Origin of the sequence: Mesorhizobium sp. B263B2A, from assembly GCF_020165775.1 — a bacterium.
Taxonomy (GTDB): domain Bacteria; phylum Pseudomonadota; class Alphaproteobacteria; order Rhizobiales; family Rhizobiaceae; genus Mesorhizobium; species Mesorhizobium opportunistum.
On record NZ_JAIUIU010000020.1, the window covers coordinates 72,084 to 99,027 of the forward strand.

The 26,944-nt window shown below is 63.0% G+C and carries 24 protein-coding genes; 16 read left to right on the forward strand and 8 right to left on the reverse strand.

Going from position 1 to position 26,944, the window contains the following annotated elements; translation table 11 throughout:
• Positions 1-234: 234 nt before the first annotated feature.
• Entirely contained in the window at positions 235-1,158 is a 924-nt protein-coding gene (locus LB568_RS25880) for a phosphate/phosphite/phosphonate ABC transporter substrate-binding protein (RefSeq protein ID WP_140570047.1), read from the forward strand.
• 4 nt (positions 1,159-1,162) lie between these two features.
• On the opposite strand, the gene LB568_RS25885 is transcribed toward LB568_RS25880, so the two are convergent.
• From LB568_RS25885 to LB568_RS25895, 3 genes are all read right to left on the reverse strand, one after another.
• The gene (locus LB568_RS25885; protein ID WP_140570045.1) at positions 1,163-1,786 is read right to left on the reverse strand and encodes a TadE/TadG family type IV pilus assembly protein; all 624 of its coding nucleotides are present in this window, start codon (positions 1,784-1,786) and stop codon (positions 1,163-1,165) included.
• A 34-nt stretch (positions 1,787-1,820) separates the two neighbouring features.
• Positions 1,821-2,411, reverse strand: a complete 591-nt coding sequence (locus LB568_RS25890) for a TadE/TadG family type IV pilus assembly protein (protein ID WP_224731600.1) — start codon at positions 2,409-2,411, stop codon at positions 1,821-1,823.
• A gap of 137 nt (positions 2,412-2,548) precedes the next feature.
• Positions 2,549-2,974 carry a pilus assembly protein N-terminal domain-containing protein gene (locus tag LB568_RS25895; RefSeq protein WP_224731601.1) on the reverse strand — a complete coding sequence of 142 codons (426 nt, stop codon included), beginning with the start codon at positions 2,972-2,974 and terminating at the stop codon, positions 2,549-2,551.
• 357 nt (positions 2,975-3,331) lie between these two features.
• Between LB568_RS25895 and LB568_RS25900 the strand changes: the two genes are divergently transcribed.
• From LB568_RS25900 to LB568_RS25940, 9 genes are all read left to right on the forward strand, one after another.
• A complete protein-coding gene (locus LB568_RS25900; RefSeq protein WP_013897312.1) occupies positions 3,332-3,508 on the forward strand; it encodes a Flp family type IVb pilin in 177 nt (58 codons plus the stop codon).
• Between the two features lie 171 nt (positions 3,509-3,679).
• Positions 3,680-4,198 (forward strand): prepilin peptidase, encoded by a 519-nt coding sequence (locus LB568_RS25905; protein ID WP_013897311.1) that lies wholly within the window; start codon positions 3,680-3,682, stop codon positions 4,196-4,198.
• Between the two features lie 215 nt (positions 4,199-4,413).
• Positions 4,414-5,229, forward strand: a complete 816-nt coding sequence (cpaB, locus tag LB568_RS25910; protein ID WP_224731602.1) for a Flp pilus assembly protein CpaB — start codon at positions 4,414-4,416, stop codon at positions 5,227-5,229.
• The gene (locus LB568_RS25915; RefSeq protein ID WP_013897309.1) at positions 5,226-6,743 is read left to right on the forward strand and encodes a type II and III secretion system protein family protein; all 1,518 of its coding nucleotides are present in this window, start codon (positions 5,226-5,228) and stop codon (positions 6,741-6,743) included. Before cpaB ends, LB568_RS25915 begins: the two co-directional genes overlap by 4 nt.
• A gap of 14 nt (positions 6,744-6,757) precedes the next feature.
• Positions 6,758-7,489, forward strand: coding sequence for a CpaD family pilus assembly protein (locus LB568_RS25920; RefSeq protein ID WP_013897308.1), 732 nt, complete (start codon positions 6,758-6,760; stop codon positions 7,487-7,489).
• A 65-nt stretch (positions 7,490-7,554) separates the two neighbouring features.
• Positions 7,555-8,844, forward strand: a complete 1,290-nt coding sequence (locus LB568_RS25925; protein ID WP_032923236.1) for an AAA family ATPase — start codon at positions 7,555-7,557, stop codon at positions 8,842-8,844.
• A 23-nt stretch (positions 8,845-8,867) separates the two neighbouring features.
• Positions 8,868-10,373, forward strand: a complete 1,506-nt coding sequence (locus LB568_RS25930; protein ID WP_140570042.1) for a CpaF family protein — start codon at positions 8,868-8,870, stop codon at positions 10,371-10,373.
• A 29-nt stretch (positions 10,374-10,402) separates the two neighbouring features.
• Complete coding sequence (locus LB568_RS25935; protein WP_140570039.1) at positions 10,403-11,416, forward strand: type II secretion system F family protein; 1,014 nt, start codon at positions 10,403-10,405, stop codon at positions 11,414-11,416.
• 9 nt (positions 11,417-11,425) lie between these two features.
• Positions 11,426-12,445, forward strand: coding sequence for a type II secretion system F family protein (locus LB568_RS25940; protein ID WP_013897304.1), 1,020 nt, complete (start codon positions 11,426-11,428; stop codon positions 12,443-12,445).
• Positions 12,446-12,611: 166 nt separating this feature from the next.
• On the opposite strand, the gene LB568_RS25945 is transcribed toward LB568_RS25940, so the two are convergent.
• Positions 12,612-13,442 carry a tetratricopeptide repeat protein gene (locus LB568_RS25945; RefSeq protein ID WP_224731603.1) on the reverse strand — a complete coding sequence of 277 codons (831 nt, stop codon included), beginning with the start codon at positions 13,440-13,442 and terminating at the stop codon, positions 12,612-12,614.
• Positions 13,443-13,568: 126 nt separating this feature from the next.
• Here LB568_RS25945 and LB568_RS25950 point away from each other — a divergent pair, with 126 nt between their 5' ends.
• From LB568_RS25950 to pdeM, 5 genes are all read left to right on the forward strand, one after another.
• Positions 13,569-14,933, forward strand: coding sequence for a leucyl aminopeptidase family protein (locus LB568_RS25950; RefSeq protein ID WP_224731604.1), 1,365 nt, complete (start codon positions 13,569-13,571; stop codon positions 14,931-14,933).
• A 72-nt stretch (positions 14,934-15,005) separates the two neighbouring features.
• Complete coding sequence (locus LB568_RS25955; RefSeq protein ID WP_010913361.1) at positions 15,006-15,356, forward strand: MarR family winged helix-turn-helix transcriptional regulator; 351 nt, start codon at positions 15,006-15,008, stop codon at positions 15,354-15,356.
• 27 nt (positions 15,357-15,383) lie between these two features.
• Positions 15,384-16,244 carry an NlpC/P60 family protein gene (locus tag LB568_RS25960; RefSeq protein WP_224731605.1) on the forward strand — a complete coding sequence of 287 codons (861 nt, stop codon included), beginning with the start codon at positions 15,384-15,386 and terminating at the stop codon, positions 16,242-16,244.
• A gap of 262 nt (positions 16,245-16,506) precedes the next feature.
• Positions 16,507-19,041: a ligase-associated DNA damage response DEXH box helicase gene (locus LB568_RS25965; protein WP_224731606.1), complete on the forward strand. Its 2,535-nt coding sequence runs from the start codon at positions 16,507-16,509 to the stop codon at positions 19,039-19,041.
• The gene (pdeM, locus tag LB568_RS25970) at positions 19,038-19,754 is read left to right on the forward strand and encodes a ligase-associated DNA damage response endonuclease PdeM (RefSeq protein ID WP_224731607.1); all 717 of its coding nucleotides are present in this window, start codon (positions 19,038-19,040) and stop codon (positions 19,752-19,754) included. Before LB568_RS25965 ends, pdeM begins: the two co-directional genes overlap by 4 nt.
• A 2-nt stretch (positions 19,755-19,756) precedes the next feature.
• Here the strand turns inward: pdeM and LB568_RS25975 are convergent, their stop codons facing one another.
• The 3 genes from LB568_RS25975 to LB568_RS25985 are packed head-to-tail and all read right to left on the reverse strand — an operon-like array spanning position 19,757 to position 24,357.
• Positions 19,757-20,692, reverse strand: a complete 936-nt coding sequence (locus tag LB568_RS25975) for a dimethyl sulfoxide reductase anchor subunit family protein (protein ID WP_224731608.1) — start codon at positions 20,690-20,692, stop codon at positions 19,757-19,759.
• 3 nt (positions 20,693-20,695) lie between these two features.
• Positions 20,696-21,430, reverse strand: a complete 735-nt coding sequence (locus tag LB568_RS25980; protein WP_224731609.1) for a 4Fe-4S dicluster domain-containing protein — start codon at positions 21,428-21,430, stop codon at positions 20,696-20,698.
• Positions 21,427-24,357 carry a molybdopterin oxidoreductase family protein gene (locus tag LB568_RS25985; protein WP_224731610.1) on the reverse strand — a complete coding sequence of 977 codons (2,931 nt, stop codon included), beginning with the start codon at positions 24,355-24,357 and terminating at the stop codon, positions 21,427-21,429. Before LB568_RS25985 ends, LB568_RS25980 begins: the two co-directional genes overlap by 4 nt.
• A 269-nt stretch (positions 24,358-24,626) precedes the next feature.
• On the opposite strand from LB568_RS25985, the gene LB568_RS25990 reads away from it, so the two are divergent.
• Positions 24,627-25,529, forward strand: coding sequence for a LysR family transcriptional regulator (locus LB568_RS25990; RefSeq protein ID WP_224731611.1), 903 nt, complete (start codon positions 24,627-24,629; stop codon positions 25,527-25,529).
• Positions 25,530-25,672: 143 nt separating this feature from the next.
• Here the strand turns inward: LB568_RS25990 and LB568_RS25995 are convergent, their stop codons facing one another.
• On the reverse strand, positions 25,673-26,929 hold the full coding sequence (locus tag LB568_RS25995) for an Hsp70 family protein (RefSeq protein ID WP_224731612.1): 1,257 nt from the start codon (positions 26,927-26,929) through the stop codon (positions 25,673-25,675).
• Between the last annotated feature and the right edge of the window lie 15 nt (positions 26,930-26,944).

The window sequence follows — 26,944 nt, forward strand, 5'->3', positions numbered from 1 at the left end:
AGGGTCCCACGGTGGCATTGGCAATTCGGAAACCAAACGGCAACGGCTTGGCGCGATAGTCAGGTCCATGTCGCCCAAAAGTGCGCAGCGGTTTTGGGATAACGACATGGATAGGCCAAGAGTCCATGTCGCCCAAAAGTGCGCAGCGGTTTTGGATAACGACATGGACAAAACAAAAGTGTGGCGACGCGGCGGGCGTGGCATGGATGGAATAGAACCCGGGACGGTCCTGTCATGAAGGCTGCGCCCAAGGCATTGGCTGCCCTTATGCTCGTGCATGGTGCGTTCTGGTGCGGGCCGGCGCAGGCCGACTGGCGCGACGATATCGGCACATTCCGCATCGGCGTCGTCGCCGAGCCTGGCGCCGGCAACACCGTTCCCGGGCTGGCGCAGTTGACGCAAGCCTTCACCAACGCGCTCGGCATGAAGGTGGAGTTCGTCGTCGCGCGCGATTATGCCGCCCTGATCGAGGCGCAGACCAACGCCCGGATCGAATACGCCATCTATTCGGCGACTGCCTACACCACGGCGCTGCAGCGTTGTGGATGCGTCGAGCCGCTTGTGGCTCCGGTCGATTCCGACGGTGCGGCCGGCATCCGTTCGGTGCTGCTCACCAGGGACGGCAAGCTATCAGGCCTGGCGGCGATGGAGAGCCACCGGATCGCCATGCCGCCATCGGACAGCGTCGGAGGTTCGCTTTTGCCGCTGGCGGGCTTGGCCGCCGAACACGTCAAGATCGCCGAAGATTCACCGTTTCTGATCCATGCCGTGACGGCGTCAGCGGCGGAGGCCATGCTCTTCGATGGCAGGGCCGACGCCTTGTTCGGCTGGGTAAGGGCTGCGGCCGACGGCCAGCCGCTGCTATCGGGCGGCACGCAGGCAAGGCTCGAGGCGGCCGGTCTTTCGCCGTCGGCTTTCCAGATCGTCTGGACGTCGGGGGTGCTCAGATACGGTCCCCACGCCGTACGCAGCGATCTTGACCCGGAAGCCAAGCGCCGGCTGACCGTGTTCCTCACCAACCTCAAGTCGACGACGCCGGATGTCTACGATCTCCTGGAATCGAAACATTCCGGTGGGTTTTTGACCGTGGCCCCGAAGGATTACGCGATGGCGGAAGCCATCGTGCGATTTGTATCAACCGATGGCGGGCAGCAGTAAGGCCTCAGCAATCGCTGCAGGGGATCGTCAGGCTTCTGCGGGGACGCAGATAGTAGGTTTCGCCCATCGGTATGGTGGTGCTGAGGGATTGGGTCAATCCGAGCTTTTGTTGGGTATCCGGCTGCCAGTTGATAATCGGCGAATAGCTGAGATTGCTCTGAACGCGGATGAGGAAGGTGCCGGCGACCTTGAGCGTTGTCGGAACCGTGGTGGTCGCGGGCAGGGTAGTGGCGATGCTGGAGACGCCATTGACCAGCTTGCGCGACCACACCACGTTCACCTTGGGCGGCGTATCGGTGGTGACCTGTATTGCCGTGATGATAATGCTGGGCGTCGACCGGTTATAGGGCTGAATGGTCGAGGTGCCGATCTTCATGATGGCATCGAGGTCCGCCGCGACGATGGTCGGCTGCTGCGTGACCAGGTCGGCGACCATGCTGCCGATACGGCTGACCTTCTTGCTGGTCTCGATGGCCTGCGAAGCCTCCATGGTCATGAAGTACATGACCAGCAGGATAGGCACGATGAGAGCGAACTCGACCGCGGCGACGCCACGGCGATTGGACCAGAACCCGACGGCCTTGCCGCGGATCCCTGCGATTTCCGGATGTGCCCCCGCACGCATCATGCCCTTGCCTTTTTTCTTGTTGGTGTTTGCGAACTCAATTGTCGAACGGCTCGTTCTGCCAGGTCACTGACGCGAAGTGCAATGTCCGGCCACCGCTCAGATTGGCCATCGACTTGGCCATCAGATCGGTCATCACAGGCCATTTGTAAAAGACCCGCAGCATGTTTCTCGATTCCGCGAGGCCAGGCGTGGTCGCGAAGGCCTGTGAGTTGGTGCCTTGCATCAGCACGACGTCGCCGTTCTGGATCTTGAAGCTCGCCGAGGCCGCGTCGGCGAAAGTCGGATATTCGCGAAGATCCGCAAGCAACTGATTGGGGCAATCCGTGGAGACGATGATCTCCAGCCTGTCGCAGATCAGGGTCGTCAATTTGCCTCCCGCGACATCGGCCGGCCTCAGCTGGCCCGTGCGCAGCTGGCGCGCGACATCGTCGGTGATGTTGGCCATCACTTCCTGGCCGGCAAACGAGATGCAACTTTCAAGGATAGCGAAGACGAGGAGGGCGAACGGCATTGCCAGCAGCGCGAATTCCAGGGCCGTGCTGCCGCGCCGGTCGCGAACGAAGCGCCTGAAGAAGCTGGAGCGCTCCACCTTGCGCTGACCTTTCGATGTGAATTCCTTGCCCATGCCCTGTTTCCTGCCACCCCTGGACGGTTCTGACAGGTGTTATTAGCGCAAACCAATTGAGGCCCGGTTTGAATGATCGCTAAAGTCGACGCACGCGTCTTAACCAGGCGGTAACCCGGATAGCGGGCGGGCGCCGCCTATTTGCTGCCGCCGCCCATCTCTGCTTCGGAGGATTTTTCCGCCTCGCTCTTGTACGAGCTTTCACAGTAGGGCGTGCAGGACATGGTCTGCACTTCGGCGCGCCGGTAAATGCGCACCGAGGAGGCTGCCTGCCGAACGACTGTAACCTGCGCGTCGACGATCGGGCTGCCCTCCTGGTCGAGAACGACGAGATTGGTGACGCCGAATCCCTTGCCGGTGAGCACGATCGTCGAGGCGTCCTGGACCGAGGCATCGGCGATTGACGGGTTGCCGACGACGATCGTGTCGGCGGGGCGCGACAGCTTCACGATCTTGGCCTGATTCATGGTGACCTCGATGCCGGTGCCGGCGATGGCAGGCACGACGAGGCACGTTGCTGCAAGAAGCGCGGCAATCAGGATTGAGAATCTCGGCTCGGCCATTGGGGCGCTCCACGCAAGCAACTTGTTCAACAGAACATGAACGAGATTGGTGAACCAACGGTTAAGTCTGCCTGCCCGGCATCGGAAGTCGCGATCGAGGGGGTGTTCGGCACGGCTGGATCTCAGCTTGGTCGCGAGCGTTCCCAGCCCTTGCCCTTTGCGGCATTGGCCTTGAAAATGGTATTTTAGCGACCGCTTAGTATGGGGTTAACCACGCAATATGTTCGAGCCGGGAAAGGAATCGGTAAGGCTGTTTATTAAGCCGATCGAAAGAGCTTCTCCCTAGATTGGCAGCATCCGATCAACCATCACAGAAGTTGACGGAAGTGCTGTAACACGTGGAGTAGGAGCTCTCGAATGTCTAACCTTTTTGCACGTTTCGTGAAGGACGAATCCGGCGCGACCGCTATCGAATATGGTCTGATCGCCGCTCTCATCGCGCTCGCCATCATCACCGGCGCCGGCGCGCTCGGCAATGCAATCAATGCCAAGTTCACCACGATCGGAACCACCCTGAACTCCAGCGGCGCCTGATCCGCCGTATTGCTGGGTATCCAGATTGCGTATTGGAAAGGGGCTGCCGCGTGGCGGCCCTTTTTCTATATCCTAGCCAACACAGCCATCTTTCATTCCGGGTCTCATCAATCGTTAATCGAAGATGCATAGATTGAACCCGGTGGAATTCGCACAATAGGCATAGCGCCGATGCTTGAAGCCCTGATCTTCGTCGTCTTTCCGTTCTGCATGCTGTTCGCGGCAATCTCCGACATGCTGTCGATGACGATAGCCAACCGCGTGTCGGTGCTGCTCGTTATCGTCTTTGCACTGGTTGCGCCGCTGACGGGCATGGAATGGGCAACATACGGTTGGCATTTTGCCGCCGGCGCGCTGATTCTGGCCGTGACGTTCGGCCTGTTCGCGATGGGCGGCATGGGCGGAGGCGACGCCAAGCTGCTGGCCGCCACGGCCGTGTGGATGGGGCTCAACGTGCATCTCGTCGAGTACCTTGTTGTCTCGACGTTCATCGGCGGCCTGCTGACGCTCGCCATCGTGCTTTATCGCAAGTCGCCGCTGGCGGTAATTACCGGCCGCAATCCATTCCTGCGTCATTTCGCCGAAGAGTCGGCCGGTGTTCCATACGGGATCGCTCTCGGCCTGGGTGGGCTGCTGACCTATCCGGATTCGCCCTTGATGGTCTGGGCGCTGGCAAGGTTGGCGAGCTGAGTTCAGTCCTAATTTCTTTTCCTGATTTGTGTCGTTGGGCTTGGCCTTGAAAAGGGTCTGGCCGGCAGCATTGCTGGGCTGCGGCCCGATCCGTCTAATTTATGTAAACCTTAAATTAATCACGATCGTAAGCATTACATTAACCTTGTTTTGACGATTGCCGCTGCAAAGTCCGCCTTGGCTACGTGGTTTGCCAAGGGCGAGGGTTCGGACAGATGCCAGCATCCCGATTGATTATCTTAAGCGTGGCGGTAGCCGCGGCGGGTGGTGCTGGCTACGTCGCGAAGAACATGGTCGCCCCGCCACCCGCCCAGATCGTCGTCGATTCCGGCCCCAAGGCTCCCGCGGTGGCTCTCCAGGACGTGCTTGTGCTTTCGGGCGATGTCGCGATGGGCAACCAGCTCGAGAACAACATCGCCTGGCAGTCCTGGCCAGCAGACGGCATCAACGCGAACTTCATCACCAAGGCCACGGCTCCCGACGCGCTGGAGAAACTGAAGGGGTCGATAGCCCGTGTGGGGATGTACGCGGGCGAACCTGTTCGGCGTTCTAAGCTGATCGGCGAGGGGCAAAGCTTCATGTCGTCGATCCTGCCTTCCGGGATGCGGGCGGTCGCCACGACCATATCGGCCGACACGTCGGCCGGCGGCTTCATCCTTCCCAATGATTTTGTCGACGTCATCATGACCCGCAGGGCGGATGCCAACAGCGGCAGCACCGGCTTCAACACCGAAACCATCCTCAAGAACATCCGCGTCCTGGCAATCGATCAGACCATCCAGGAGGACGAGGAAGGCAAGAAGACCAGGGTGGGCCAGACCGCCACGCTGGAACTCACACCCAAGCAGGCGGAGATCATCACCGTCGCCCAGCAGATGGCGGATCGCCTGACACTGGCGCTGCGGGCGATCACGGACACCCAGGAAAAGAATGTGGACGAGGCCGACTATCTCGTTTCCGGCAATGGCCGCAAGGGAACGGTGAGACTGATCAAGTCGGGCGAAGTTTCCGAAGTAGGGGCAAGGAAATGAGGCTAAGCGGTAAACTGCCAGCGATCGTGGCCGCGGCATTCGGCCTCCTGCTTGTCGGGACGAACGTGCAGGGCGTTGTCGAGGCCAAGAGTACGCAGGTGACGGCCACCACGGCCTCCCAGCGTGTCAAGCTTGGCCTCAACAAGTCGGTGGTCATAGACCTGCCGAGCGATGCCTACGACATTCTCGTCGCCAACCCGTCCGTTGCCGATGCCGTGACCCGCACCGCAAGGCGTATCTACCTGTTCGGCAAGGCGGTCGGCGAGACCAACATCTTCGTCTTCGGTCCGAACGGCGAACAGATCGCCAGCCTGGATCTGGCCGTCGAACGCGACGTCGCCGGCCTGGAAGACTACATCAGGCGCTTTATTCCGACCTCGGATATCAAGGTGGAACTGCTGAACGACAACGTCGTCCTGACCGGAACGGTCGATACGCCGCTGGACTCGAAACGAGCCGTTGATCTGGCGACCATCTTCGTCTCGGGCGGTGAAGCAACGACAGGACAATATTCGCAGACCGCGGCCGGCGGCTCGGCCCAGAGCGGTGTCGACATCAACAACCCCGACCAGGAACGCCGCACCAGCAAGATCGTCAACCTCCTGCAGATCATCGGTGACGACCAGGTGACGCTGAAAGTGACCGTCGCTGAAGTCAGCCGCTCGGTGATGAAGCAGCTCGGTGTCAACATGGTTGGCAGCGGCGGCAGCAACGGCATCAGCTACGGCGCGCTCAGTGACCCTTTCACGGGTCTAGGCAAGCCGTTGTCGAATGCGGGCTTCAGTATCAATGCTTCGGGGCTGCAGGCCTATATCAACGCAATGGAGCAGTCGGGAGTCATGAAGACCCTGGCAGAGCCGACCTTGACCGCCGTGTCTGGAGAAAAGGCGACCTTCAAGGTTGGCGGTGAATACAACATGGTGACCGGCGTCTCCGCGAACGTGTCCGCCGACAACCAGACCGGCCTGAAGACCTATTCGGTCGACAAGATCGAGTACGGCATCGGCCTGGAATTCCAGCCGGTGGTTTTGTCGCCCGGTCGCATAAGCCTGAAAGTTAGAACCTCGGTTTCCGAACCGACAACCGAAGGATCCGTGTCGTCCTCCACGTCCAACACGAGTGTCGGCATGAATGCCCTGTCGCTGCGCAAGCGTCTTGCGGATACGACCGTCGAACTGCCCTCGGGCGGCTCCATGATGATCGCCGGCCTGGTGCGCGACGATGTCAGGCAAGCCGTCAACGGGTTGCCTGGATTGACGAAGATCCCGGTGCTCGGTGCGCTCTTCCGCAGCAGGGATTTCGTGCGCAACGAGACCGAGCTGGTGATCATCATCACTCCTTATCTGGTGAAGCCGGTGGCGCGCAACGATCTCGCCAAGCCGGATGACAATTTCAACGCTGCCAGCGATGGCGCCGCCATGTTCCTTGGCAAGGTCAATCGCGTCTACGGCACCATGCAGACCGACAAGCCCAACGGCCGGTACCACGGCGTTGTCGGCTACATCTACAAGTGAATGGGGAAGCGGACATGTCTCAGTCAGCGTTGAAGACAAGCATCGCCACGATGCGCCCTGGCCGTTCGCGGATCTGGCTGCGCGCCCTTCCGGTCCTGGCGGTGGCGGCAACGGCTCTGCTGGCCGGTTGCGCCCAGCGCGACAGTGTCACCGTCGGCGCCATTCCGGACGACTATCGCACCAACCATCCCATCGTCATCGCGGAAAAGAACCAGAAGATCGACCTGCCCGTCGGTGCCGGCGACCGCGGCATGACCGGCTCGCAACGCGATACGCTTCTGGGTTTCCTCGATGGCTATGACAAGAGTGCCGCTCCGGCGTTGACCATCCAGATTCCCAGCGGATCGGCCAACGAGGTTGCCGCAAGGGCGGCCGGCCGTGATTTCGCCAGGCTCGCGGTCGCCAGCGGCATCAAGCGCAACCGGATCGCCGTGGTCTCCTATCAGGCTGGGTCGAGCGAGGCATCGGCCCCGGTTCGCGTCTCCTTTATCGCGGTGAGGGCCCAGACCGACAAATGCGGACGCTGGCCCGAAGATCTGGTCGAGTCGTCCGAGAACAAGCACTACGCCGACTTCGGCTGCTCCTATCAGAACAATCTCGCCGCCCAGATGGCCAATCCGGCCGATCTGCTCGGACCGCGCAAGCAGACCACCATCGATGCGGAAAATCGTGGCGCGGTGATCGATGTCTACCGCAGCAGGGGCATTTCGGATGAGTTCCTCGGCAATTCGGAAGTGACCTACTGAGCCGCCCTCGGGAAAGAGAAGTCACGCAAGAACAGGCTACGCAAAGAACAGGCCACGGAAAGAGCATGACCATGAGCAACCTCGCCTATGACGCCACCGTGGATGGCGGCGATACCTCGCCGCAGGACATCGCCGCGATGCAGGCGTTGCGGCCGATACCGCGCATCTCGATCCAGGCATTCTGCGAGACGGAGGGCGTTGCCAATCCGGTCGAGCGGGCCGGCGAGGACCGCCGCATGACCAAGGCGCATCTCAAGGTCCACATGGGCGGCGTTCCCACCGCAATCGAGTTCTATCAGTCGGCGCCGACGCCCAATCTGATCCTGCTCGAGTCGCGCAGCGAACCCAAGCAACTGCTGGAGCAACTCGCCCAGCTCTCGGAGTACTGCGATCCGTCCTCGAAAGTGGTGGTGATCGGCCACTACAATGATGTCGGCCTCTATCGCGAACTCATCCGCTCCGGCATCTCCGAATATGTCATCGCGCCGGTCTCGATGGCCGACATCGTCAGTGTCGTGTCGTCGATTTTCGTCGATCCGGAGGCTGAACCGCTCGGCCGCTCGGTCGCCTTCATTGGCGCCAAGGGCGGCGTCGGCTCCTCGACGATCGCCCACAATGTAGCCTGGGCGATGTCTTCTCTCTTCAAATCCGAGGTCGTCGTTGCCGACCTCGACCTCGCCTTCGGCACCGCCAACATCAATTTCGACCAGGATCCGGCACAGGGCATCGCCGAAGCGGTGTTTTCGCCCGAGCGCATAGACGAAGTCTATCTCGACCGGCTGCTGACCCAGTGTGCCGAGCACCTGTCGCTGCTCGCGGCGCCTTCGACACTGGAACGCGTCTACGACTTCGATCCGGATGCCTTTGCGCAACTTGTCGATACCGCGCAGCGCAGCGTGCCGCTCCTGGTGCTCGACGTTCCCCATGTCTGGACCGGGTGGGCCAAGAACACGCTGGTCAAGGCCGACGAGATCGTCATCACGGCGACGCCGGAGCTGGCCAACCTGCGCAATACCAAAAACCTGGTCGACATGTTGAAGCGGCTTCGTCCCAACGACCCGCCGCCAAAGCTGATCATCAACCAGGCCGGGATCCCCAAGCGACCGGAGATTTCGCCTTCCGATTTCGCCGAGCCGCTCGGCCTGACGCCGATGTCGGTCATCGGCTTTGATCCGGTCCTGTTCGGCAATGCCGCCAACAACGGGCGTATGCTCGGCGAGATGGATGCCAAGAACCCGGTTGTGGCCACGATCAACGAGATTGCTCATGTGCTGACCGGCCGCAGCGAGATCAAGACGAAAAAGAAGGCTGGCCTGGGCAGTCTGCTCGGCAAGCTGTCGCGCAACAAGAAGTGACGCAGTGGGATCGGTAGTCGATCATGTTTGGTAAACGAGGCAACGACGACGGCAACCGGTTCACGCCGGAATTTCGCCAGCCGGCACCTGCGCCGGCCGCACCGGCAGCCGCGGGTTCGGCTGACACGGCGGTTCTTGCACGGCCGGCGGCAGCGCCGCAGCCGAGCGCACCTGTCGCACCGACGGTTCGCCGCGCGGTCGAGGCGCCGCCCGTCGCGCCGGAGCCCAAGCGTGGCCGCGAAAAGAGTGAGACCTATTACGACACCAAGAGCCAGGTGTTCTCGGCGCTCATCGACACGATCGACCTGTCGCAGCTCGCCAAACTCGATCCCGAAAGCGCGCGCGAGGAAATCCGCGACATCGTCAACGACATCATCGCGATCAAGAATTTCGCGATGTCGATCGCCGAGCAGGAGGAACTGCTCGAGGACATCTGCAACGACGTGCTTGGCTATGGGCCGCTCGAGCCATTGCTTGCCCGTGACGACATCGCCGACATCATGGTCAACGGCTCCAAGAACGTCTACATCGAAGTCAACGGCAAGGTCGAACAGACCCCGATCCGCTTTCGTGACAACCAGCAGCTTCTCAACATCTGCCAGCGCATCGTCAGCCAGGTCGGCCGCCGTGTCGATGAATCCAGCCCGATCTGCGACGCCCGCCTTCCCGACGGCTCCCGCGTCAACGTCATCGCGCCGCCGCTCGCCATCGATGGCACCGCGCTCACCATCCGCAAGTTCAAGAAGGACAAGCTGACGCTCGATCAGCTGGTCAAGTTCGGCGCCATCTCGCCACAGGGAGCCGAAGTCCTCAAGATCATCAGCCGTGTTCGCTGCAACATCGTCATCTCGGGGGGCACCGGCTCCGGCAAGACGACACTGCTCAACTGCCTGACCAACTACATCGACCGCGAGGAGCGCGTCATCACTTGCGAGGATTCGGCGGAACTGCAACTGCAGCAGCCGCATGTCGTGCGCCTGGAAACCCGTCCGCCCAACCTCGAAGGCGAAGGCGAGGTGACGATGCGCGATCTGGTCAAGAACTGCCTGCGCATGCGACCCGAGCGCATCATCGTCGGCGAAGTGCGCGGACCCGAGGTGTTCGACCTTCTGCAGGCGATGAACACCGGCCACGACGGCTCGATGGGAACGATCCACTCGAACAGCCCGCGCGAATGCCTGAACCGTATCGAATCCATGATCGCCATGGGCGGTTACTCGCTGCCGCAGAAAACCGTGCGCGAAATCGTCGTCGGCTCCATCGATGTGATCATCCAGGCGGCCCGCCTGCGCGACGGTTCGCGTCGCATCACCCACATCACCGAGGTGATCGGGATGGAAGGCGACGTCGTCATCACGCAGGATATCGTCCTCTACAATATCAAGGGCGAGGACGCCAACGGCAGGCTGCTGGGAGAGCACGTCTCGACCGGCATCGGCCGTCCGCATTTCTGGGAACGGGCTCGCTACTACGGCGAGGAGCAGCGCCTCGCCATAGCGCTCGAGGCGATGGAGAAACGCGCTGACTGACGTACCCGCAGGCGTGAAGGTTCTGGTCGATGTTTGGAATTGACGGCACTGTATTGGCGTTTGTCGTGCTCGCCGGCTTCAGCGCCGGCGCGGTCGCCTATGCATTTCTGTTCAACCAGATCAGCAATGAGAGACAGACCGGCAAGCGGCTTGAAACGATCAAGGCCGCGGAGACCGACCGTTCCGTCGTCAAGGCCACGCGCGACCGCGCGACGGACGCGGCCAAGCGCCGCAAATCGGTCCAGGATTCGCTCAAGGAACTCGACGAGAAGCAGAAATCCAAGGACAGCGCCATCAAGAAGCCGCCCCTGAAGGCACAGCTTCGCCAGGCTGGGATGAAGGTTCCGATCGAGCGTTTCTATATCTATTCCGCCATATGCGGCATCGCGCTGACAGTGCTCGCGTTCGTGGCCGGGGCGCCGCTGATCGTCTTGCCCGGCGTGCTGCTGGCCGGTGCGCTCGGCCTGCCGCGCTGGTTCGTTTCATTTCGCCGCAGCCGGCGCGTCAAGGCGTTCCTCAACGAGTTTCCAAACGCGCTCGACATCATCGTGCGCGCCGTCAAATCCGGCCTGCCGCTGAACGATGCCGTGCGCCTGATCGCCAACGAAGCCCCCGAGCCGGTGAAGACCGAGTTTCGCCGCATCGTCGATTCGCAGCAGATGGGCCTGTCGATCCCCGACGCAACCTTGCGCATGCCCGAAACCATGCCATGCACCGAGGCGAGCTTCTTCGGCATCGTTATCCAGATCCAGTCGCAGGCCGGTGGCAATCTCTCCGAGGCGTTGGGCAATCTTTCGCGGGTGCTTCGTGATCGCAAGAAAATGAAGGCCAAGGTCCAGGCGCTGTCGATGGAGGCAAAGGCGTCGGCCGCCATCATCGGCGCGCTGCCTTTCATCGTCGCGTTTCTCGTCTACCTGTCGAGCCCGAGCTACCTGATGCCGCTGTTCAACACCAGCGTTGGAAATCTCATCCTCGGCTGTTCGGCAGTCTGGATGTCAATCGGCATCCTGGTGATGCGCAAGATGATGAACTTCGAGGTCTAGGATCGCGACATGACCGATCAAGTCATCAAATCACTGACCGATCCGAGCCTCCTGATCGCGCTGCTCGTCGCCATCGCGGTGTTCGCGACCGTCTTTACACTGCTGCCGGCGTTCAGCGGAAACCAGCTCAAGTCGCGCATGAAATCGGTCGCGCTGGAGCGGGATGAGCTTCGCGCCAAGCAGCGCGCGCGGCTGGCCACCGAGGCCGATCGCCGGCGCAAGGGCTTGCGCGAAGAACAGTCGGTCGGCATGCGCAACATTGTCGACCGGCTCGATCTGCGCCGCGCCCTTGCCGACGAAAGCACCTTGCAGAAGCTCAAGGTTGCCGGCTTTCGCGGCCAGAATCCGCTGACGCGGTTTCTGTTCTTCCGTCTCGTGCTGCCTTTCGTCGGCTTGGCGTTGGCCCTGGTCTACATATTCGTGCTCGGAGGATTGCCCGATAAGCCACTGGTCATCCGGCTGTTCGTTTGCATCCTCGTTGCCTATGCCGGCTTCTATGCGCCGGTTGTCTATGTCAACAACCGCGCCACCAAGCGCAAGCAATCGATCCAGATGGCGTGGCCGGATGCACTCGACCTGATGCTGATCTGCGTGGAATCGGGCATGTCGGTCGAAGCCGCGCTCCGCAAGGTCGCCGACGAGATCGGCGCGCAATCGGTGGCACTGGCTGAAGAGTTCATCCTGACCAACGCCGAGCTTTCCTATCTGCAGGAACGCAAGCAGGCTTACGAGAATTTGGCCAGCCGCACCGGCCTGGAATCGGTCAGGTCGGTGTCGCAGGCACTCGTCCAGGCCGAGCGTTACGGCACGCCGGTGGCGCATGCGTTGCGCGTGCTTGCAGCCGAAAGCCGCGACCAGCGCATGAACGCCGCCGAGAAAAAGGCGGCAGCCCTGCCGCCAAAGCTCACCGTGCCGATGATCCTGTTCTTCCTGCCGGTGCTTTTCGCCATCATTCTGGGTCCCGCCGGCATTCAGGTCAGCCAGCGCGGCATCTTCGGCAGCGATCATGCCTCATCGACTGCCCAGTAACGGCGGCACATCCCCGCATGACATCTAAAAAAGCCGCGCTGAACCAAGCGCGGCTTTCATTCATGGTCGCAACGGATTTTCGCCTGATGCATGTCGCCCGAAAATCCGCATGCATGAAATCGTGAGTTGAGCGCGCCGGCTGAATCCGCTTTCGGCGCGGTGCGCTTCAGTTGGTCGCCGACTTCGACTTGTCCTTGTCCTGGTCCTTGAGCTGGCTCCAGGCATTCTGCTGCGCCAGCATGTGCCTGAGATAGGCGACATTGGCCTGCGCCTGCTCGGGCGAGAGTTCCTGCGAGGCGATCTTCTCGGCTTCGTCGAAGCGACCCTGCAGGCCGACGACGAGCGCGAGGTTCTGACGCACGCGGCTGTCGGCGGTGGGTTGCTGTGCGGCCGAACGCATGTAGGTCTCGGCGGTGCGCAGATCGCCTGCCAGCACATAGGACATGCCGAGATTGGAGAGAACCGAAGGCTCGTTCGGCTTGAGTTCGAGCGCCTTGCGATAGTCCTGGCGCGCCTGGTCCTTCTGGCCGAGTTGATCGAGGATGGCCGCTTCCGCCGACACCAGCCTCCAGTCGGGATATTCCGGCGTCTGTGCGCGCTGCACGGCGTCGAGCGCCGCTTCGAACTGGCCATTGGCGGCCAGCGCCTTGCCATACGAGGCGAGCACGTCGCGATCCTTGGGGTAGGCGATCGCCAGCTTGCGCATCACGGCAAGCGACTGGTCGGCATCGCCGTCCATCTGCAGCGCGGCCGCGAAATTGGTGGCGATTCGCTTGTCGTTCGGGTTCCTGGAGTAGGACTGGCCCAGGGAAGCGGTGGCATTGTGGAGTTCGCCCGCCGACATGGTCTCCAGCGGTTTGCCGCTGGTGGTGCGGCCGATCGAGCCGGTGGTGAGATTGCTGGTTCCACAGCCGGCGACACCCGCTGCGAGCGCCAGCATGAAGGTCGTGGTGATCAGCCGTTTTCCCCTGGCGTCGATCGTGCGGTTGGTCGGCATCGGCCTTGGGCCTCCATTCATACGCGGCCATTGCGTGGCCATCTTTCCTCCCGCAGAAATATTCTGTTAACCCTAACGGACGGTTAAGAAACGCCGACTCGCCAGGGGTCGGCAGGAGAACATCGGATGCCTGTCGAACTCGTCGAGAAGAAATTGCAGGGCGCGCTGCCGGTTCATCTGGTCGCCAGGGATGGCCTGGAGGCCGCGGGCCTTGCGCCGTCCATGGCCGCCTGGGCCGGCGTCAACGGCTTTTCCGGGGAGGCGGGCAGGACGCTGGCCGTGCCCGGCGAAAATGGCGCGCTCGCCGGTGCCTTGTTCGGTCTTGGCGACGGCGATGGCGCGCTCGCGCTCGGCGCGCTGGCGAAAGCCCTGCCCGAAGGCGACTGGCATTTCGCCTCGGGGCCGGCCGATCCGCAACTTGCGGCAATCGCGTTGGTGCTCGGCGGCTATGTCTTTACCCGTTATGGCAAGAAGCCAGGCAAGACGCTGCGCTTCGACCTGCCGGCCGGTGCCGATGCAGCGCGCGTTCGTCGCATCGCCGATGGTGTCTTCCTGACACGCGACCTGGTCAACACGCCGACCAGCGACATGGGGCCGGACGATCTGGAGGCGGCGGTGCGCACCCTGGCCGAGGTCCACAAGGCCGAAGTCTCGGTCATCAAGGGCGACGACCTGCTTGCGCAAAATTTCCCGATGATCCACGCCGTCGGCCGCGCATCCGTCGGCGCGCCGCGCCTGATCGACATGACATGGGGACGACAAGGCGCACCGAAGGTGACGCTGGTCGGCAAGGGCGTCTGTTTCGACACCGGCGGTCTCGACATCAAGCCGTCATCCGGCATGCTTTTGATGAAGAAGGACATGGGCGGTGCGGCCAATGTGCTTGGCCTGGCCTCGATGATCATGGCCGCCCGGCTGAACGTGCGGCTGCGCGTGCTGATCCCGGCGGTCGAGAATTCCATCGCCGGCAACGCCTTCCGGCCGGGCGATGTGCTGGCGAGCCGCAAGGGCATCTCAGTCGAGATCGGCAACACGGACGCTGAAGGGAGGCTCGTGCTGGGGGACGCGCTGGCGCTGGCCGATGACGAGGAGCCTCAGCTGCTGGTCGACATGGCAACGCTGACCGGAGCTGCCCGTGTCGCGCTCGGCCCTGATCTGCCGCCGTTCTACACCGGCGACGAGGTACTGGCTTCCGACCTGGCGGCGGCTTCCGCCGCGGTCGAGGATCCGCTGTGGCGCATGCCGCTGTGGCGGCCCTATGAGGCGAAACTGTCGTCGAAGATCGCCGACATCAACAATGTCACATCGGACGCTTTCGCCGGTTCGATCACGGCGGCGCTGTTCCTCAAGCGCTTTGTCGAAAGGACGGCGAGCTGGGCGCATTTCGATATCTTCGCCTGGAGCCCCGCCGACCGCCCGCACGGCCCCGCCGGCGGCGAGGCGCAGGGTATTCGCGCGTTGGAGCGGATCATCTCGAAACGCTTCGGCTGACAGCTGTGGGCTGAGCCGGCAAATTGCCGTGACTGAAACGGAACCGAAACAATTTGCCGCCATGCTGGCGCAATGTCGATTGCGATGCGCCCAAGCCAGGCCTTGCGACTGTGGCAGCAAGTGATGCTGTCGCAGGTGCGCGACGATGCGCCCGACCTGACCATGCGCCAGACGGCGATCCTGTTCACCATCTATCTCGATCCGCCGCCGCACACGGTGCGCGGGCTCGCCGCCCGCCTCAACGTCACCAAGCCGGTCATCACCCGCGCGCTCGACACGATGGGCGCGCTGAAACTGGTGTCGCGCCACCGCGACGAGCTCGACAAGCGCAACGTGCTGATCAAACGCACGGTCGAGGGCGCGCTCTTTGTCGAGCGCTTCGGCGATGGTATCATTGCCAGAGCCCACGAACTGCCGATCTAACCAACCAACCTTGACCGAGTTGCTGATTTGACTGCCAGGGATGCCCGCCTTCACGCCTTTCGTTCCGACCTTGCCGATGCAAGATTGAAAGGAGAGGTTACCGCCGACCGCTTTGTCGCCGGCCGGCCGGCCCGGGTCACCGCCTCCGTTGCTGATCTGCGCAAGGCGCCGCGTCCGGATGCCGGCATCAACACGCAGCTCCTGTTCGGTGATGATGTCCTCGTCTTCGAGGACAGGGAAGGCTGGGCCTGGGTCCAGGCAGAGCGCGACGGCTATGTCGGCTATGTCGCCGACATGATGCTGGGCGGACGCGACCGCGCGCCCACCCATATCGTCTCGGTACCGCGCACCTTCCTCTACCCTGGTCCGGACCTGCGTTTCCCGATCGCCGGACAGCTGTCGATGGGATCGACGGTAACCGTGGCAGGTGCCGCCGAAACGAGGGGCACGCACTATGCTGTCCTGCCTTCCGGCGAGGCCGTCATATCAGGTCACCTTCGGCCGATCGGTGAGAGGGCGAGCGACTATGTTTCGGTGGCCGAGATGTTTCTCGGCACGCCCTATCTCTGGGGCGGTGTTTCCGGCTTCGGCATCGATTGCTCGGGCCTCGTGCAACTGGCGATGCGCATGGCCGGCAAAAACGTGCTGCGCGATTCCGACATGCAGGCGGCAAGCATCGGCGAGCCGCTCGATCCGGGCGCTGATTTCTCAGAATTGCGGCGCGGCGACCTCGTCTTCTGGAAAGGCCATGTCGCCGTCATGACCGATGCCGGGACCATGATCCACGCCAATGGCCACACCATGCTGGTCTCGCGCGAAGGGCTGAAGGACGCCATCGCCCGCATCGGCTATCTCTACGGTGGGCCGACCGGGTTCAGAAGGCCGTAGCACTGATCTTCCCTTCTCCCCTTGTGGGGTCCGAAGGACGGGGCGAGACAAGTGGCTCGCCCCCGGGCGGTGTCGCCGAAGGCGACGGATGAGGGGTGTTCCAGGGAACGCCAACGTCTCACTCCGCTGGAACACCCCTCAACCGTCTCGGCGCTGCGCGCCGATCCACCTTCTCCCGCAGGGGGAGAAGGAAGAACCGCTCGATCCCCTTTTGTTCCGATTTTCCTTGGCGTTGGGCCGCCGTCGCGCTACCTCTGGGAGCGTGACCGAGCAACCGCGCCTTGCCAATCAGAATGCAGCCGTCGTCCTGCCCGAACCATTCATCAGATGGTTCGGCGAGAAAGGCTGGTCGCCGCGCGCCCATCAGATCGAACTCCTGGCGAAGGCCCAGGCCGGGCAATCGGTGCTGCTGATCGCACCGACCGGCGCCGGCAAGACGCTGGCTGGGTTTCTTCCCTCGCTGACCGAACTCGCCGTCAGGCCAAAGCGAAAGCCAGGGCAGGCGCATCGCGGCATCCACACGCTCTACATCTCGCCGCTGAAGGCGCTGGCTGTCGACATTGAGCGCAACCTCGGCAAGCCGGTGGAAGAGATCGGCCTGCCCGTCACCATCGAGACGCGCACCGGCGACACGCCCTCCCACAAGCGCCAGCGGCAGAAGCTGGTGCCGCCCGACATTCTGCTCACCACACCCGAGCAGTTGGCATTGCTCATCGCCGCCTCCGACGCCCGGCGCTTCTTCGAGGACCTGCGCTATGTCGTGCTCGACGAATTGCACTCGCTTGTGACCTCGAAACGCGGCCATCTTCTGGCGCTCGGGCTGGTGCGGTTGCGCGGCTACGTGCCCGGCCTGCAGACGATAGGCTTGTCGGCGACGGTCGCCGAGCCGGACGAATTGCGGCGCTGGCTGGTTAGCCAGAATCCACCCGGCGATATGTCCGAATTGATCGTTGTCACCGGTGGCGCGAAGCCTGAGATTTCCATCCTCGATTCCGAAGAGCGCGTGCCTTGGGCAGGACATTCGGCGCGCTACGCCACGCCGGAGATCTATCGCGAGATCAAGCGCCACAAGACGACGTTGCTGTTCGTCAACACCCGCAGCCAGGCGGAGCTGCTGTTCCAGGAATTATGGCGGGTCAACGAGGATACCTTGCCGATCGCCTTGCATCACGGCTCGCTCGATGTCGCCCAGCGCCGGCGCGTCGAGAAGGCGATGGGCGAGAACGCACTGCGCGCCATCGTCGCCACCTCGACGCTCGATCTCGGCATTGACTGGGGCGACGTCGATCTGGTCGTGCATGTCGGTGCGCCGAAGGGGGCGAGCCGACTGGCGCAACGCATTGGCCGCGCCAACCATCGCATGGACGAGCCGTCGAAGGCGATCCTCATTCCGGCCAATCGTTTCGAGGTGCTGGAATGCCGGGCAGCGCTCGACGCCAACTATCTCGGCGCCCAGGATACACCGCCGCTGGTCGATGGCGGGCTCGATGTGCTGGCGCAGCACGTGCTCGGCTGCGCCTGTGGCGCGCCGTTCCGTGCCGATGATCTGTTCGAGGAAGTGCGAACGGCGGCGCCCTATGCCAGCCTCGACCGGCCCACCTTCGACCGCGTCATCGATTTCGTCGCCACCGGCGGCTACGCGCTGAAAAATTACGAGCGCTACGCCCGCATCCGCCTCAACAAGGATGGGCTATGGCGCGTCTCCAATCCGCGCGTCGCCCAGCAATACAGGCTGAATGTCGGCACCATCATAGAAGTGCCGGCATTGAACGTGCGCTACGTGCAGGCTGGCAGCAAGGGCTCGGCCTCACGCGGTGGCCGGGTTCTCGGCAAGATCGAGGAGGCTTTTCTCGAAACCTTGACGCATGGCGACACCTTCATGTTTGCCGGCAAGGTGCTGCGCTTCGAAGGGATCCGCGAGAACGAATGCTTCGTCTCGAATGCGCCCGGCAGCGATGCCAAGGTACCCTATTATGGCGGCGGCAAGTTCCCGCTTTCGACCTACCTTGCCGAGCAGGTCCGCATCATGCTGGACGACCCGGGGCGCTGGAAGAAACTGCCCGAGCAGGTGGCCGACTGGCTGAGCTTTCAGGCCGACAAATCGGTGCTGCCAAAACGCGATGATCTGCTGATCGAGACCTTTCCGCGCGGCAATCGCCATTATCTGGTCGCCTATCCCTTTGAAGGCCGGCTGGCGCACCAGACGCTCGGTATGCTGCTTACCCGGCGTCTCGACCGGGCGGGCGCGAGACCACTCGGCTTCGTCGCCACCGACTACGCGCTGGCCATATGGTCGCTGGGTGATATGGGCGCGATGTTCAAGGCCCGGAAGCCCTCGCTCGGTGCGCTCTTCGACCAGGATATGCTTGGCGACGACCTCGAAGCCTGGCTGGCCGACAGCTGGCTTCTCAAGCGCACCTTCCGCAACTGCGCGCTGATTTCCGGACTGATCGAAAAACGCCATCCCGGCCAGGAGAAAAGCGGCCGCCAGGTCACGGTATCCACCGACCTGATCTACGATGTGCTGCGCAGCCACGAGCCCGACCATGTTCTGCTGCAGGCGACACGTGCCGATGCCGCGGCCGGCCTGCTCGATGTCAGCAGACTTGCCGACATGCTCTCGCGCATCCAAGGTCGAATCGTGCATAAGGATCTGGAACAGATCTCGCCGCTTGCCGTGCCGATCATGCTTGAGATCGGCAAGATGCCGGTGAACGGCGAAGCCGATGAAACGCTGTTGATGGATGCCGCGACGCTGGTCGCAGAGGCCATGGGGCCGGAGATGGTCGAGGAATGAACTTTTCGCTGGCGAGGACATCGCTGATCGCCGAGGCCGACCTTGTCGGCATCGCCGGCGAGAGCGCGGTCTGCGATCCGCGCGGCGTGCTCTACTTTCCCGAGCTTCGGCTTCTGGCGGTATCGGACCTGCATCTCGAAAAAGGCTCGTCGCTGGCAAGGCGCGGCACGCTGATCCCGCCTTACGACACCGGCGCGACATTGCTGCGGCTGCAGGCTGTGATATCGGATTATCAACCCTCGATCGTCATCAGCCTGGGCGACAGCTTCCATGATGGCGGCGGCGCCGAGCGCATGCATTCGAGTTTTCGCGAGCGGCTGGAAGCGCTGATGGCAGGCCGCGACTGGTTCTGGGTTGCTGGCAATCATGATCCGGAAGCGCCGGCCGACCTGCCCGGCGAGACCGTGCGCGAACTGGCGATCGGCTCGCTGCTTTTTCGGCATGAGCCATCCAAGCTGCGCGTCGAGGGCGAGATATCGGGTCACCTGCATCCGTGCGCGCGCATCGTACAGCAGGGCCGCTCGGTGCGCAGGCGCTGCTTTGCCGGCGACGGTGGCCGCATGATCATGCCGGCCTTTGGCGCCTATACCGGTTCGCTCAACGTGCTCGACCGCGCCTATGCCGGGCTGTTCCGCCTGGAATCGCTGATGGCCTACATGCTTGGCGTCGACCGCATCTTCGCCATCTCCGGCTCGATGCTGCGCCCCGGCTGACCTCAACGTCCATAGTAGAGCGTGACCGTGTGCTTCGCCTCGGCGAAGAATAGCCAGCGCTCGACCGGCATGCCGGCGAACTGGACGATCGCGGCGAGCACCGACGGCACCGCTGCAAAGGGCCAGGGCAGGGCAAAGGTGACGGCGAGAAGCAGGACTGGCAAGGCAAAGGCCAGAGCTTGCGTGATCTGGCGCAGGCGTGCGCCATGCTTGCGCGCGATGCGAAAACCCATTTCCTTGAGCAGGTAATTTTCTTCGGTATGCGGCCACTCCAGCGATCGCACCGTGCCGCCGGCAAGGCCGGTCGCGGTGTTGGCGGTGGTCGGGATCTCCAGTCGGTCGTTGTAGCGCCATGTCGCCAGCTTCCAGCCCCAGCCGATCACGGTCAGCAGCACACAAGCCGCCAGAAGCGTCTTCGAACCGATATCAAAACTCTGCAGCAGCGCATTCAACAGCACGCTGCCGGTCATCGCCGAGAAGATGAGATAGCCGGGCAGGGTGAAGCGGCTGTGCCACTGGGCGATCGGCTTCAGCGACGCGTAGATCATGCCTGTGGTGCAGACGGTGACCACCGCGCAACAGGCCGTCAGAATTCCGGCAATGCCGACCCAGCCGTCCGTGCGGCCCAAGAACACCCAGCCGATGCCGAACAGCCCCGCCGGGATGAAGGTGATGACGGAGGCAACGCCTTCGCGCGACAGCCATGAACTGCGCCATTGCGAGAACGCCCGCCAAGCGCGTTCGGGCCTGCCGAGATGGCCGGTCGAGGACAACAATCCGGCCGCGATCAAGCCGAGCGCCAGCCCCAGGCCGATGAGGCCGAGCCAGAAATCGGGCGGGATGATCTGGAGGCCTCCGAGCACGCCGAGCAGCGCCAGAAGGCCGTAGCCCGCGCCTGTAGCAGTGGTGAAGAAGACAACGGAAAAGGCTGGATGCATGTTCTAGTTCGAAAGCATGCGGTCGACCCAGCCGAGGAAGCCGCCCTCGGCCCGCACCGGCTCAAGCGGCTTGGCGGGCACCGATGCGGCGCGCTGCGTGTGGGCGCGCGGCGGCAGGTATTTGTTGGTCGGGTGATAGCCGAGTTCCGGCATCAGGTCGACGCCGCCGCGCTCCGCCACCAGTTGCGAGACGGCTGACTGGGGATCGCCGAGGTCGCCGAAATGCCGGGCGCTGGTCGGGCACGCGGCGACGCAGGCCGGCACGCGGTCCCCTTCGGCCAGATTATCGTTGTAGATGCGGTCGACGCAGAGCGTGCACTTCTTCATCACCCCGACATCGGTGTCGAATTCGCGGGCCCCATAAGGGCAGGCCCAGCTGCACAGTTTGCAGCCGATGCACTTGTCCTCGTCGATCAGCACGATGCCGTCCGAGGCCCGCTTGTAGGAGGCCCCGGTCGGGCAGACGGTGACGCAGGCCGGCGTCTCGCAATGCAGGCAGGAGCGTGGGAAGTTGACCGTGCGCCCGCCCATCTCGGTGGTGTGCTCGTAACTGTGCACACGGTTGAACCAGACGCCGTCGGCATGGCCGCCATAGGGGTCGATGTCGGTCAGCGGCGCCATGTGGCCGCCGGTATTCCACTCCTTGCAAGCGGTGACGCAGGCCTGGCAACCGACGCAGGTATCGAGGTCGATGACCAGGCCGAGCCTTTTGTCGGTGTGGGAGGGAAGGCAGGTCATCCGGTGGTTTCTCTTTTTGTGCGGAATTCGGCGCCGAAGGTCAATTTATCGGGCGCGGGCTCGAAATGCGGAGGCTGTTGAAACCGCTCGAATTGCGGTTCGGTGAAGCCGGATTCCTCATCAGCGCATTTGACGATGCGCACGCGCAGATCGAACCATGCCGCCTGGCCGGTGACCGGATCGGAGTTCGAATAGCGTCTGCCCTGCGCGTCCGCCGCGGTCTGGTCGCCGATGACATGGTTGAGCAGGAAGCCGCGATTGCTCTCGGCCGCGTCGTCCTTCAGCCCCCAGCTGCCGCGCCGCTTGCCAATCGCATTCCAGGTCCAGACCGTGCTTTCGTTGACGCCGTCGATCAGCTTGATCTGCCCCTTCACCTTGCCATTGACGCTTTCGATCCACACCCAGTCATCGTCGGCAAGACCGAGGCCGGCGGCGGTCCGGTGATGCACGAACAGCCGGTTCTGGCTGGTGATTTGCCTGAGCCACGCATTTTGCGAACCCCAGGAATGATACATGTGCATCGGCCGCTGCGTCAGCGCGTGCAGCGGGTATTTTTCGAGGTCGACGGCCGCTTCCTCGAACGGCATGTGCCAGAACGGCAGCGGGTCCATGTAGGTCTCGATGCGCTGGCGATCACCCTCTGGCGGCAAGACGCGGCCGTGGCCTCGCGCGGCGAGGCGGAAGCGCTGCAACGGCTCGGAATAAAGCTGGAAGACGATCGGCTCCGCCGTGGGGATGAAGCCCATCTGCACGGCGAAGTCGAGATAGGAGCGGTTGGCCATCTTGTAGTAGCGTTGGTCGTCAGCGAAGTCGTGGTGCCAGAAGCCGCCATTGTCGATGTAACGCTGCAACTGGTCCGGATTGGCCTCGCCCTTGCCGATCGACGTCCCATCCTGGCCGCGCCAGCCGGCAAGCGGGCCGATGCCCGGCGTGCGCTCGTGGTTGACGATATAGTCGGCATAGTCGGCATATCTGGCCGAACCGTCATCCCTGACGAAGCCGGGCAGGCCAAGCCGCGCACCGAGTTCGATCAGCACCGACTGGAACGGCCTGACGTCGCGGTCCGGCTCGACGACGGGATGGCGGATGGCATCGCCCGGCCCGTCGGCATGGCTGATCGGCCGGTCGAGCAGGCTGATGCAGTCATGCCGCTCGAGATAGGTGGTGTCCGGCAGCACGAGGTCCCCGAATGGCACCGTCTCGGAATAATAGGCGTCGGAATAGATGATGAAGGGGATCTTGTAATTACCCGCATCATCGCTGTCGGTCAGCATGGCCATGGTCTCGACGGTATTCATCGAGGAATTCCAGGCCATGTTCGACATGTACATCATCAGCGTGTCGATCGGGTAGGGATCGCCGGCCCAGGCATTGCGGATGACGGTGTGCATCAGGCCGTGCGCGGCCAGTGGCGCCTCCCACGAATAGGCCTTGTCGATACGAAGCGGTGTGCCTGTTTTGTCGACCAGCAGATCGTCCGGCCCACAGACGAAGCCAAGCGGCATGCCGTCGAGAGGCGTCATCGCCTTGGTTATCTTGCCGGCGGGTTTTGGGCCCGGCGGCGCGGATCTGGGGTAGGGCGGCTTGAAACGGAAGCCACCGGGAACATCCACGGTTCCGAGCAGCACCTGGAGCAGATGGATGGCGCGACAGGTGTGAAAACCGTTCGAATGGGCGGAGATGCCGCGCATGGCATGCATCGAAATCGGCCGACCCTTGATCGTCTCGTGCCGGCGCCCGGCCCAGTCGGTCCAGGCTATCGGCAATTCGATCGTCTGTTCGAAGGCGACATGGGCGAGCTCAGCGGCGATCCGGCGGATCGTATCGGCCGGAATGCCGCAACGCTCAGCGACCGCATCCGGCGCATGGCTCTCGTCAAGGTAGCGGTCGGCAATGAGCTGGAACACCGGCGTACAGCGACGGCCGCCGACCTCGAAGCTGCCGGTCAGCGCCGGCTTCGCCTCCGGGTCGGTTGCCTTGATGGAGGTCTTCGCAACCCTGTCCCAGGCCAGCGGATTGCCGTCGGCATCGCGGATGAACAGCCCATCGTCGGAGGCGCCCGGCTCCTGCACGACGAGGATATGGGCATTGGTGTAGCGGAGCAAATAATCGAGATCGACGCGGCCGGCCTTCAGCAATTCGTGGATGAGCGCGAAGACAAACAGGCCGTCGGTGCCCGGCCGGATGCCGATCCAGTCGTCGGCAATGGCATTGTAGCCGGTCCGGCAAGGATTGATCGACACCACCTTGGCGCCGCGCGCCTTGAGCTTGCCGAGGCCGATCTTGATCGGGTTGGAATCATGATCCTCGGCAACGCCGAACAGCATGAAGTATCTGGTGTTGTCCCAGTCGGGCTCGCCGAACTCCCAGAACGAACCGCCGATCGTATAGAGCCCGCCGGCCGCCATGTTGACCGAGCAGAAGCCGCCATGGGCAGCGAAGTTCGGCGTGCCGAACTGGCTCGCCCACCAGCCGGTCAGGGATTGCGACTGGTCGCGGCCGGTGAAGAAGGCGAGTTTTTTCGGATCGGTCCGGCGGATGGCGGAGAGCCGTTCCGTGGCGATCGCGAACGCCTCTTCCCACTCGATCTCGCGGAACTCGCCCGAACCGCGGGGGCCTGTGCGCAACAAGGGCTTCTTCAGCCGGGCCGGGCTGTAGTGTTGCATAATGCCGGAGCTGCCCTTGCCGCAGATCACGCCGCGATTGACCGGATGGTCCTTGTTGCCGTTGATGTAGCGGACCTTGCCATCCTTGATGTGCACGTCGATGCCGCAGCGGCAGGCGCACATGTAGCAGGTGGTCTTGGCGATGCTGTCGGAAACATCGGGCGAAGTGTCGACGCCGTCACCTTCGTCAGGCGCGCGCGTGTCAGCCAGCGGGCGTTGCGATGGTGCCGAATTCGCGCCGCGCGGCGGTCCGTGCATCATGATCCCGTGCGGTTCGCGGATTTGGCCCGCGTCTTCGGTCCGGGGCCGCGCATGTAATGTTCTTCCGGGTGGTAGCGATCGCCGGTCAGCCGTCGCCTTATGCCACGGGCCCAATGGGCAAACAGGGATCTGAACCGCCCGATCATTTTATTCGCTGCGACCTGATGGCCAATTTTTTCTAACTTCGACTGAAAAAGTAGAATAAAGCTATCGATCCGTCTAATCAGTTGTTCTTGTAAATTCGATCGATATTGGTTCTTAATGGGCGCATGACCCTGGACCAGTTGCGCATTTTCGTCGCCGTCGCCGAGCGCGGCCACATGACCAAGGCAGCGGAGCTTTTGGGTATCTCCCAGTCGGCGGCATCGGCTGCCATCCGCGCGCTCGAAGAGCAGCACGGCGTGCACCTTTTCAACCGCGTCGGCCGCAACATCGAACTGTCCCAGACCGGCCATCGGTTCCTGCCGGAGGCCAAGGCCGTGCTCGAGCGGGCCACCGCCGCCCGCAATGTGCTTGAACATGTCTCGCAGACGATCGCCGGCAGCCTCTCCATCGCGGCCAGCCTGACCATCGCCAGCTACTGGCTGCCGCGCCGGCTGGCTTCCTTCCACGAAGCCTATCCGGCCGTCAGGCTGAGCGTCACCATCGGCAACACCAGGCAGGTCGAGGCCAGCGTGCTGGATGGAACCGCCGATCTCGGCCTGGTCGAGGGGCGCACCGAATCCGACATATTGCGCCGCGCCAAGGTCGATACCGACAGGCTGATGCTGGTCGTTGCCAGCTCCCACCCCGAGATCGCGGAAACCGCGCCCGGCCATCCCGACATCAGGGGCCTGCGCTGGATCATCCGCGAGGGCGGCTCGGGCACGCGCGAGGTGCTGGAGGATCTGGCGCGGCGCGAGGGGATTTCGCTTGCCGACCTGCAAATATTCCTGGTGCTGCCCAGCAACGAGGCGGTTCGCCAGGCGGTCGAGGCGGGTGCCGGCGCCACCATCATTTCGGATCTGGTCGTCGGACGTGCCGTTGCCGAAGGCAGCCTGCGGTCGGTGCCGCTCGAACTGCCGAAACGCGACTTCGCCATGATCACGCACCGGGATCGCCAGGCAAGCCTGGCCCAGATGGCGCTCAAGGCGCATCTCGGTGCCGAAACAACCGGATCTGCGCCAGCATAAGGTTCGTTGAGATTCAGGTCAGGCCGTGCCGAAAATGGTTGGTTCCGAGAACCGGAACGGAGCGTACGTTCGGGTACGCGAGTACCGGAAGCGCAGGAAACGGCCATTTGCAGGCCGACATCACCTGAATATCAACGGACCGGTCAGCCGAACTTGCGCTGCGCGTCGAGAGCCAGGCCAAGCCCGACCGAGCCGAACATGTCGCCCTCGATGACGGAAGCCTGCGGCACCAGCGACAGGATCTCCCGTCTTGCCAGCGGGATCGCGGTCGATCCGCCGGTCAGGAACACCGCGGTGATGTCGGATGGTTTGACCCGCGCGTCGCGGATGGTCTCCCCGACCGTTGCGGTGACCCGCTCGATGTCCCTGGCGATCGTGGCGTCGAGCCCACCGCGCGTGATCTCGGCGGAGAAGTCCGCGCCCGGCAGCTTCACCGCCACCTCGGCGGATGATCTGTCCGTCAACTCGATCTTGGCCTTTTCGACCAGTGCCGCCAGCGCGTGCCCATAACGATGCTCGACGATGTGGATGAAACGATCGACCAGGTCGGCGCGCACGGCCTCGTAGCGGATCTGGCGCAGATGCGTCATCGCCTTGGCGGTGTAGACCAGGTTGATGCGCTGCCATGTCGCGAGATCGATGAAATAGCTGGCCGGCAGATTGCGCTTGCCGTCCTTGGTCGGGGTCAGATAGCCGAGCCGCGGCATCACATGGGCAATGCTCAGCAGCCGGTCGAAATCCGTACCGCCGATATGAACGCCCCGGCTGGCCAGGATATCGTCCTTGCGGTCCAGCGAGCGGGAGCGCTCCGGCGAGACGCGCACGACCGAGAAGTCGGACGTGCCGCCGCCCATATCGATGATCAGCGCCAGCTCCTCGCGCGTGACCCTCTGCTCGTAGTCGAGCGCCGCGGCGATCGGCTCGAACTGGAAAGCAATGTGCTTGAAGCCCTGGGCGTGGGCGGCCCTTTCGAGGTCGCCCTGCGCATTCGCATCGGCTTGCGGATCGTCGTCGACGAACTGTACCGGCCGGCCGAGCACCACCGTCTCGACCACGTCGCCGGCGTCTTCTTCCAGCTTCTTCCTGAGATGCCCGAGGAACAGGCCGATGATTTCCATGAAGCCGATCGAGCGCGCCTTGATGCGCGTCTTTTCGTGCGCCAGCGAACTGCCGAGCACGCTCTTCAGCGAGCGCATCAGCCGGCCTTCGACGCTGTCGGTGTAGTTGGCGATGGCCTGGCGGCCAAAGCAGATGCGGCCGTCCTCGAAATTGAAGAACACCGCGCTCGGCAACGTGACCTGGCCGTCTTCAAGCCCGACGAGGCGAGGCTGCCCATTGCGGACCACGCCAACAGTGGAGTTCGACGTGCCGAAGTCGATACCGGCGAATGCTGGTCGCAAGGCAGCCTCCTGTCA

What these genes read in the sequence shown, in the direction of transcription:
- LB568_RS25880 (WP_140570047.1), top strand. Translation starts at nt 235, where the DNA reads ATGAAGGCTGCGCCCAAGGCATTGGCTGCCCTTATGCTCGTGCATGGT.
- LB568_RS25885 (WP_140570045.1), bottom strand. Translation starts at nt 1,786, where the DNA reads ATGATGCGTGCGGGGGCACATCCGGAAATCGCAGGGATCCGCGGCAAG.
- LB568_RS25890 (WP_224731600.1), bottom strand. Translation starts at nt 2,411, where the DNA reads ATGGGCAAGGAATTCACATCGAAAGGTCAGCGCAAGGTGGAGCGCTCC.
- LB568_RS25895 (WP_224731601.1), bottom strand. Translation starts at nt 2,974, where the DNA reads ATGGCCGAGCCGAGATTCTCAATCCTGATTGCCGCGCTTCTTGCAGCA.
- LB568_RS25900 (WP_013897312.1), top strand. Translation starts at nt 3,332, where the DNA reads ATGTCTAACCTTTTTGCACGTTTCGTGAAGGACGAATCCGGCGCGACC.
- LB568_RS25905 (WP_013897311.1), top strand. Translation starts at nt 3,680, where the DNA reads ATGCTTGAAGCCCTGATCTTCGTCGTCTTTCCGTTCTGCATGCTGTTC.
- cpaB (WP_224731602.1), top strand. Translation starts at nt 4,414, where the DNA reads ATGCCAGCATCCCGATTGATTATCTTAAGCGTGGCGGTAGCCGCGGCG.
- LB568_RS25915 (WP_013897309.1), top strand. Translation starts at nt 5,226, where the DNA reads ATGAGGCTAAGCGGTAAACTGCCAGCGATCGTGGCCGCGGCATTCGGC.
- LB568_RS25920 (WP_013897308.1), top strand. Translation starts at nt 6,758, where the DNA reads ATGTCTCAGTCAGCGTTGAAGACAAGCATCGCCACGATGCGCCCTGGC.
- LB568_RS25925 (WP_032923236.1), top strand. Translation starts at nt 7,555, where the DNA reads ATGACCATGAGCAACCTCGCCTATGACGCCACCGTGGATGGCGGCGAT.
- LB568_RS25930 (WP_140570042.1), top strand. Translation starts at nt 8,868, where the DNA reads ATGTTTGGTAAACGAGGCAACGACGACGGCAACCGGTTCACGCCGGAA.
- LB568_RS25935 (WP_140570039.1), top strand. Translation starts at nt 10,403, where the DNA reads ATGTTTGGAATTGACGGCACTGTATTGGCGTTTGTCGTGCTCGCCGGC.
- LB568_RS25940 (WP_013897304.1), top strand. Translation starts at nt 11,426, where the DNA reads ATGACCGATCAAGTCATCAAATCACTGACCGATCCGAGCCTCCTGATC.
- LB568_RS25945 (WP_224731603.1), bottom strand. Translation starts at nt 13,442, where the DNA reads ATGCCGACCAACCGCACGATCGACGCCAGGGGAAAACGGCTGATCACC.
- LB568_RS25950 (WP_224731604.1), top strand. Translation starts at nt 13,569, where the DNA reads ATGCCTGTCGAACTCGTCGAGAAGAAATTGCAGGGCGCGCTGCCGGTT.
- LB568_RS25955 (WP_010913361.1), top strand. Translation starts at nt 15,006, where the DNA reads ATGTCGATTGCGATGCGCCCAAGCCAGGCCTTGCGACTGTGGCAGCAA.
- pdeM (WP_224731607.1), top strand. Translation starts at nt 19,038, where the DNA reads ATGAACTTTTCGCTGGCGAGGACATCGCTGATCGCCGAGGCCGACCTT.
- LB568_RS25975 (WP_224731608.1), bottom strand. Translation starts at nt 20,692, where the DNA reads ATGCATCCAGCCTTTTCCGTTGTCTTCTTCACCACTGCTACAGGCGCG.
- LB568_RS25980 (WP_224731609.1), bottom strand. Translation starts at nt 21,430, where the DNA reads ATGACCTGCCTTCCCTCCCACACCGACAAAAGGCTCGGCCTGGTCATC.
- LB568_RS25985 (WP_224731610.1), bottom strand. Translation starts at nt 24,357, where the DNA reads ATGATGCACGGACCGCCGCGCGGCGCGAATTCGGCACCATCGCAACGC.
- LB568_RS25990 (WP_224731611.1), top strand. Translation starts at nt 24,627, where the DNA reads ATGACCCTGGACCAGTTGCGCATTTTCGTCGCCGTCGCCGAGCGCGGC.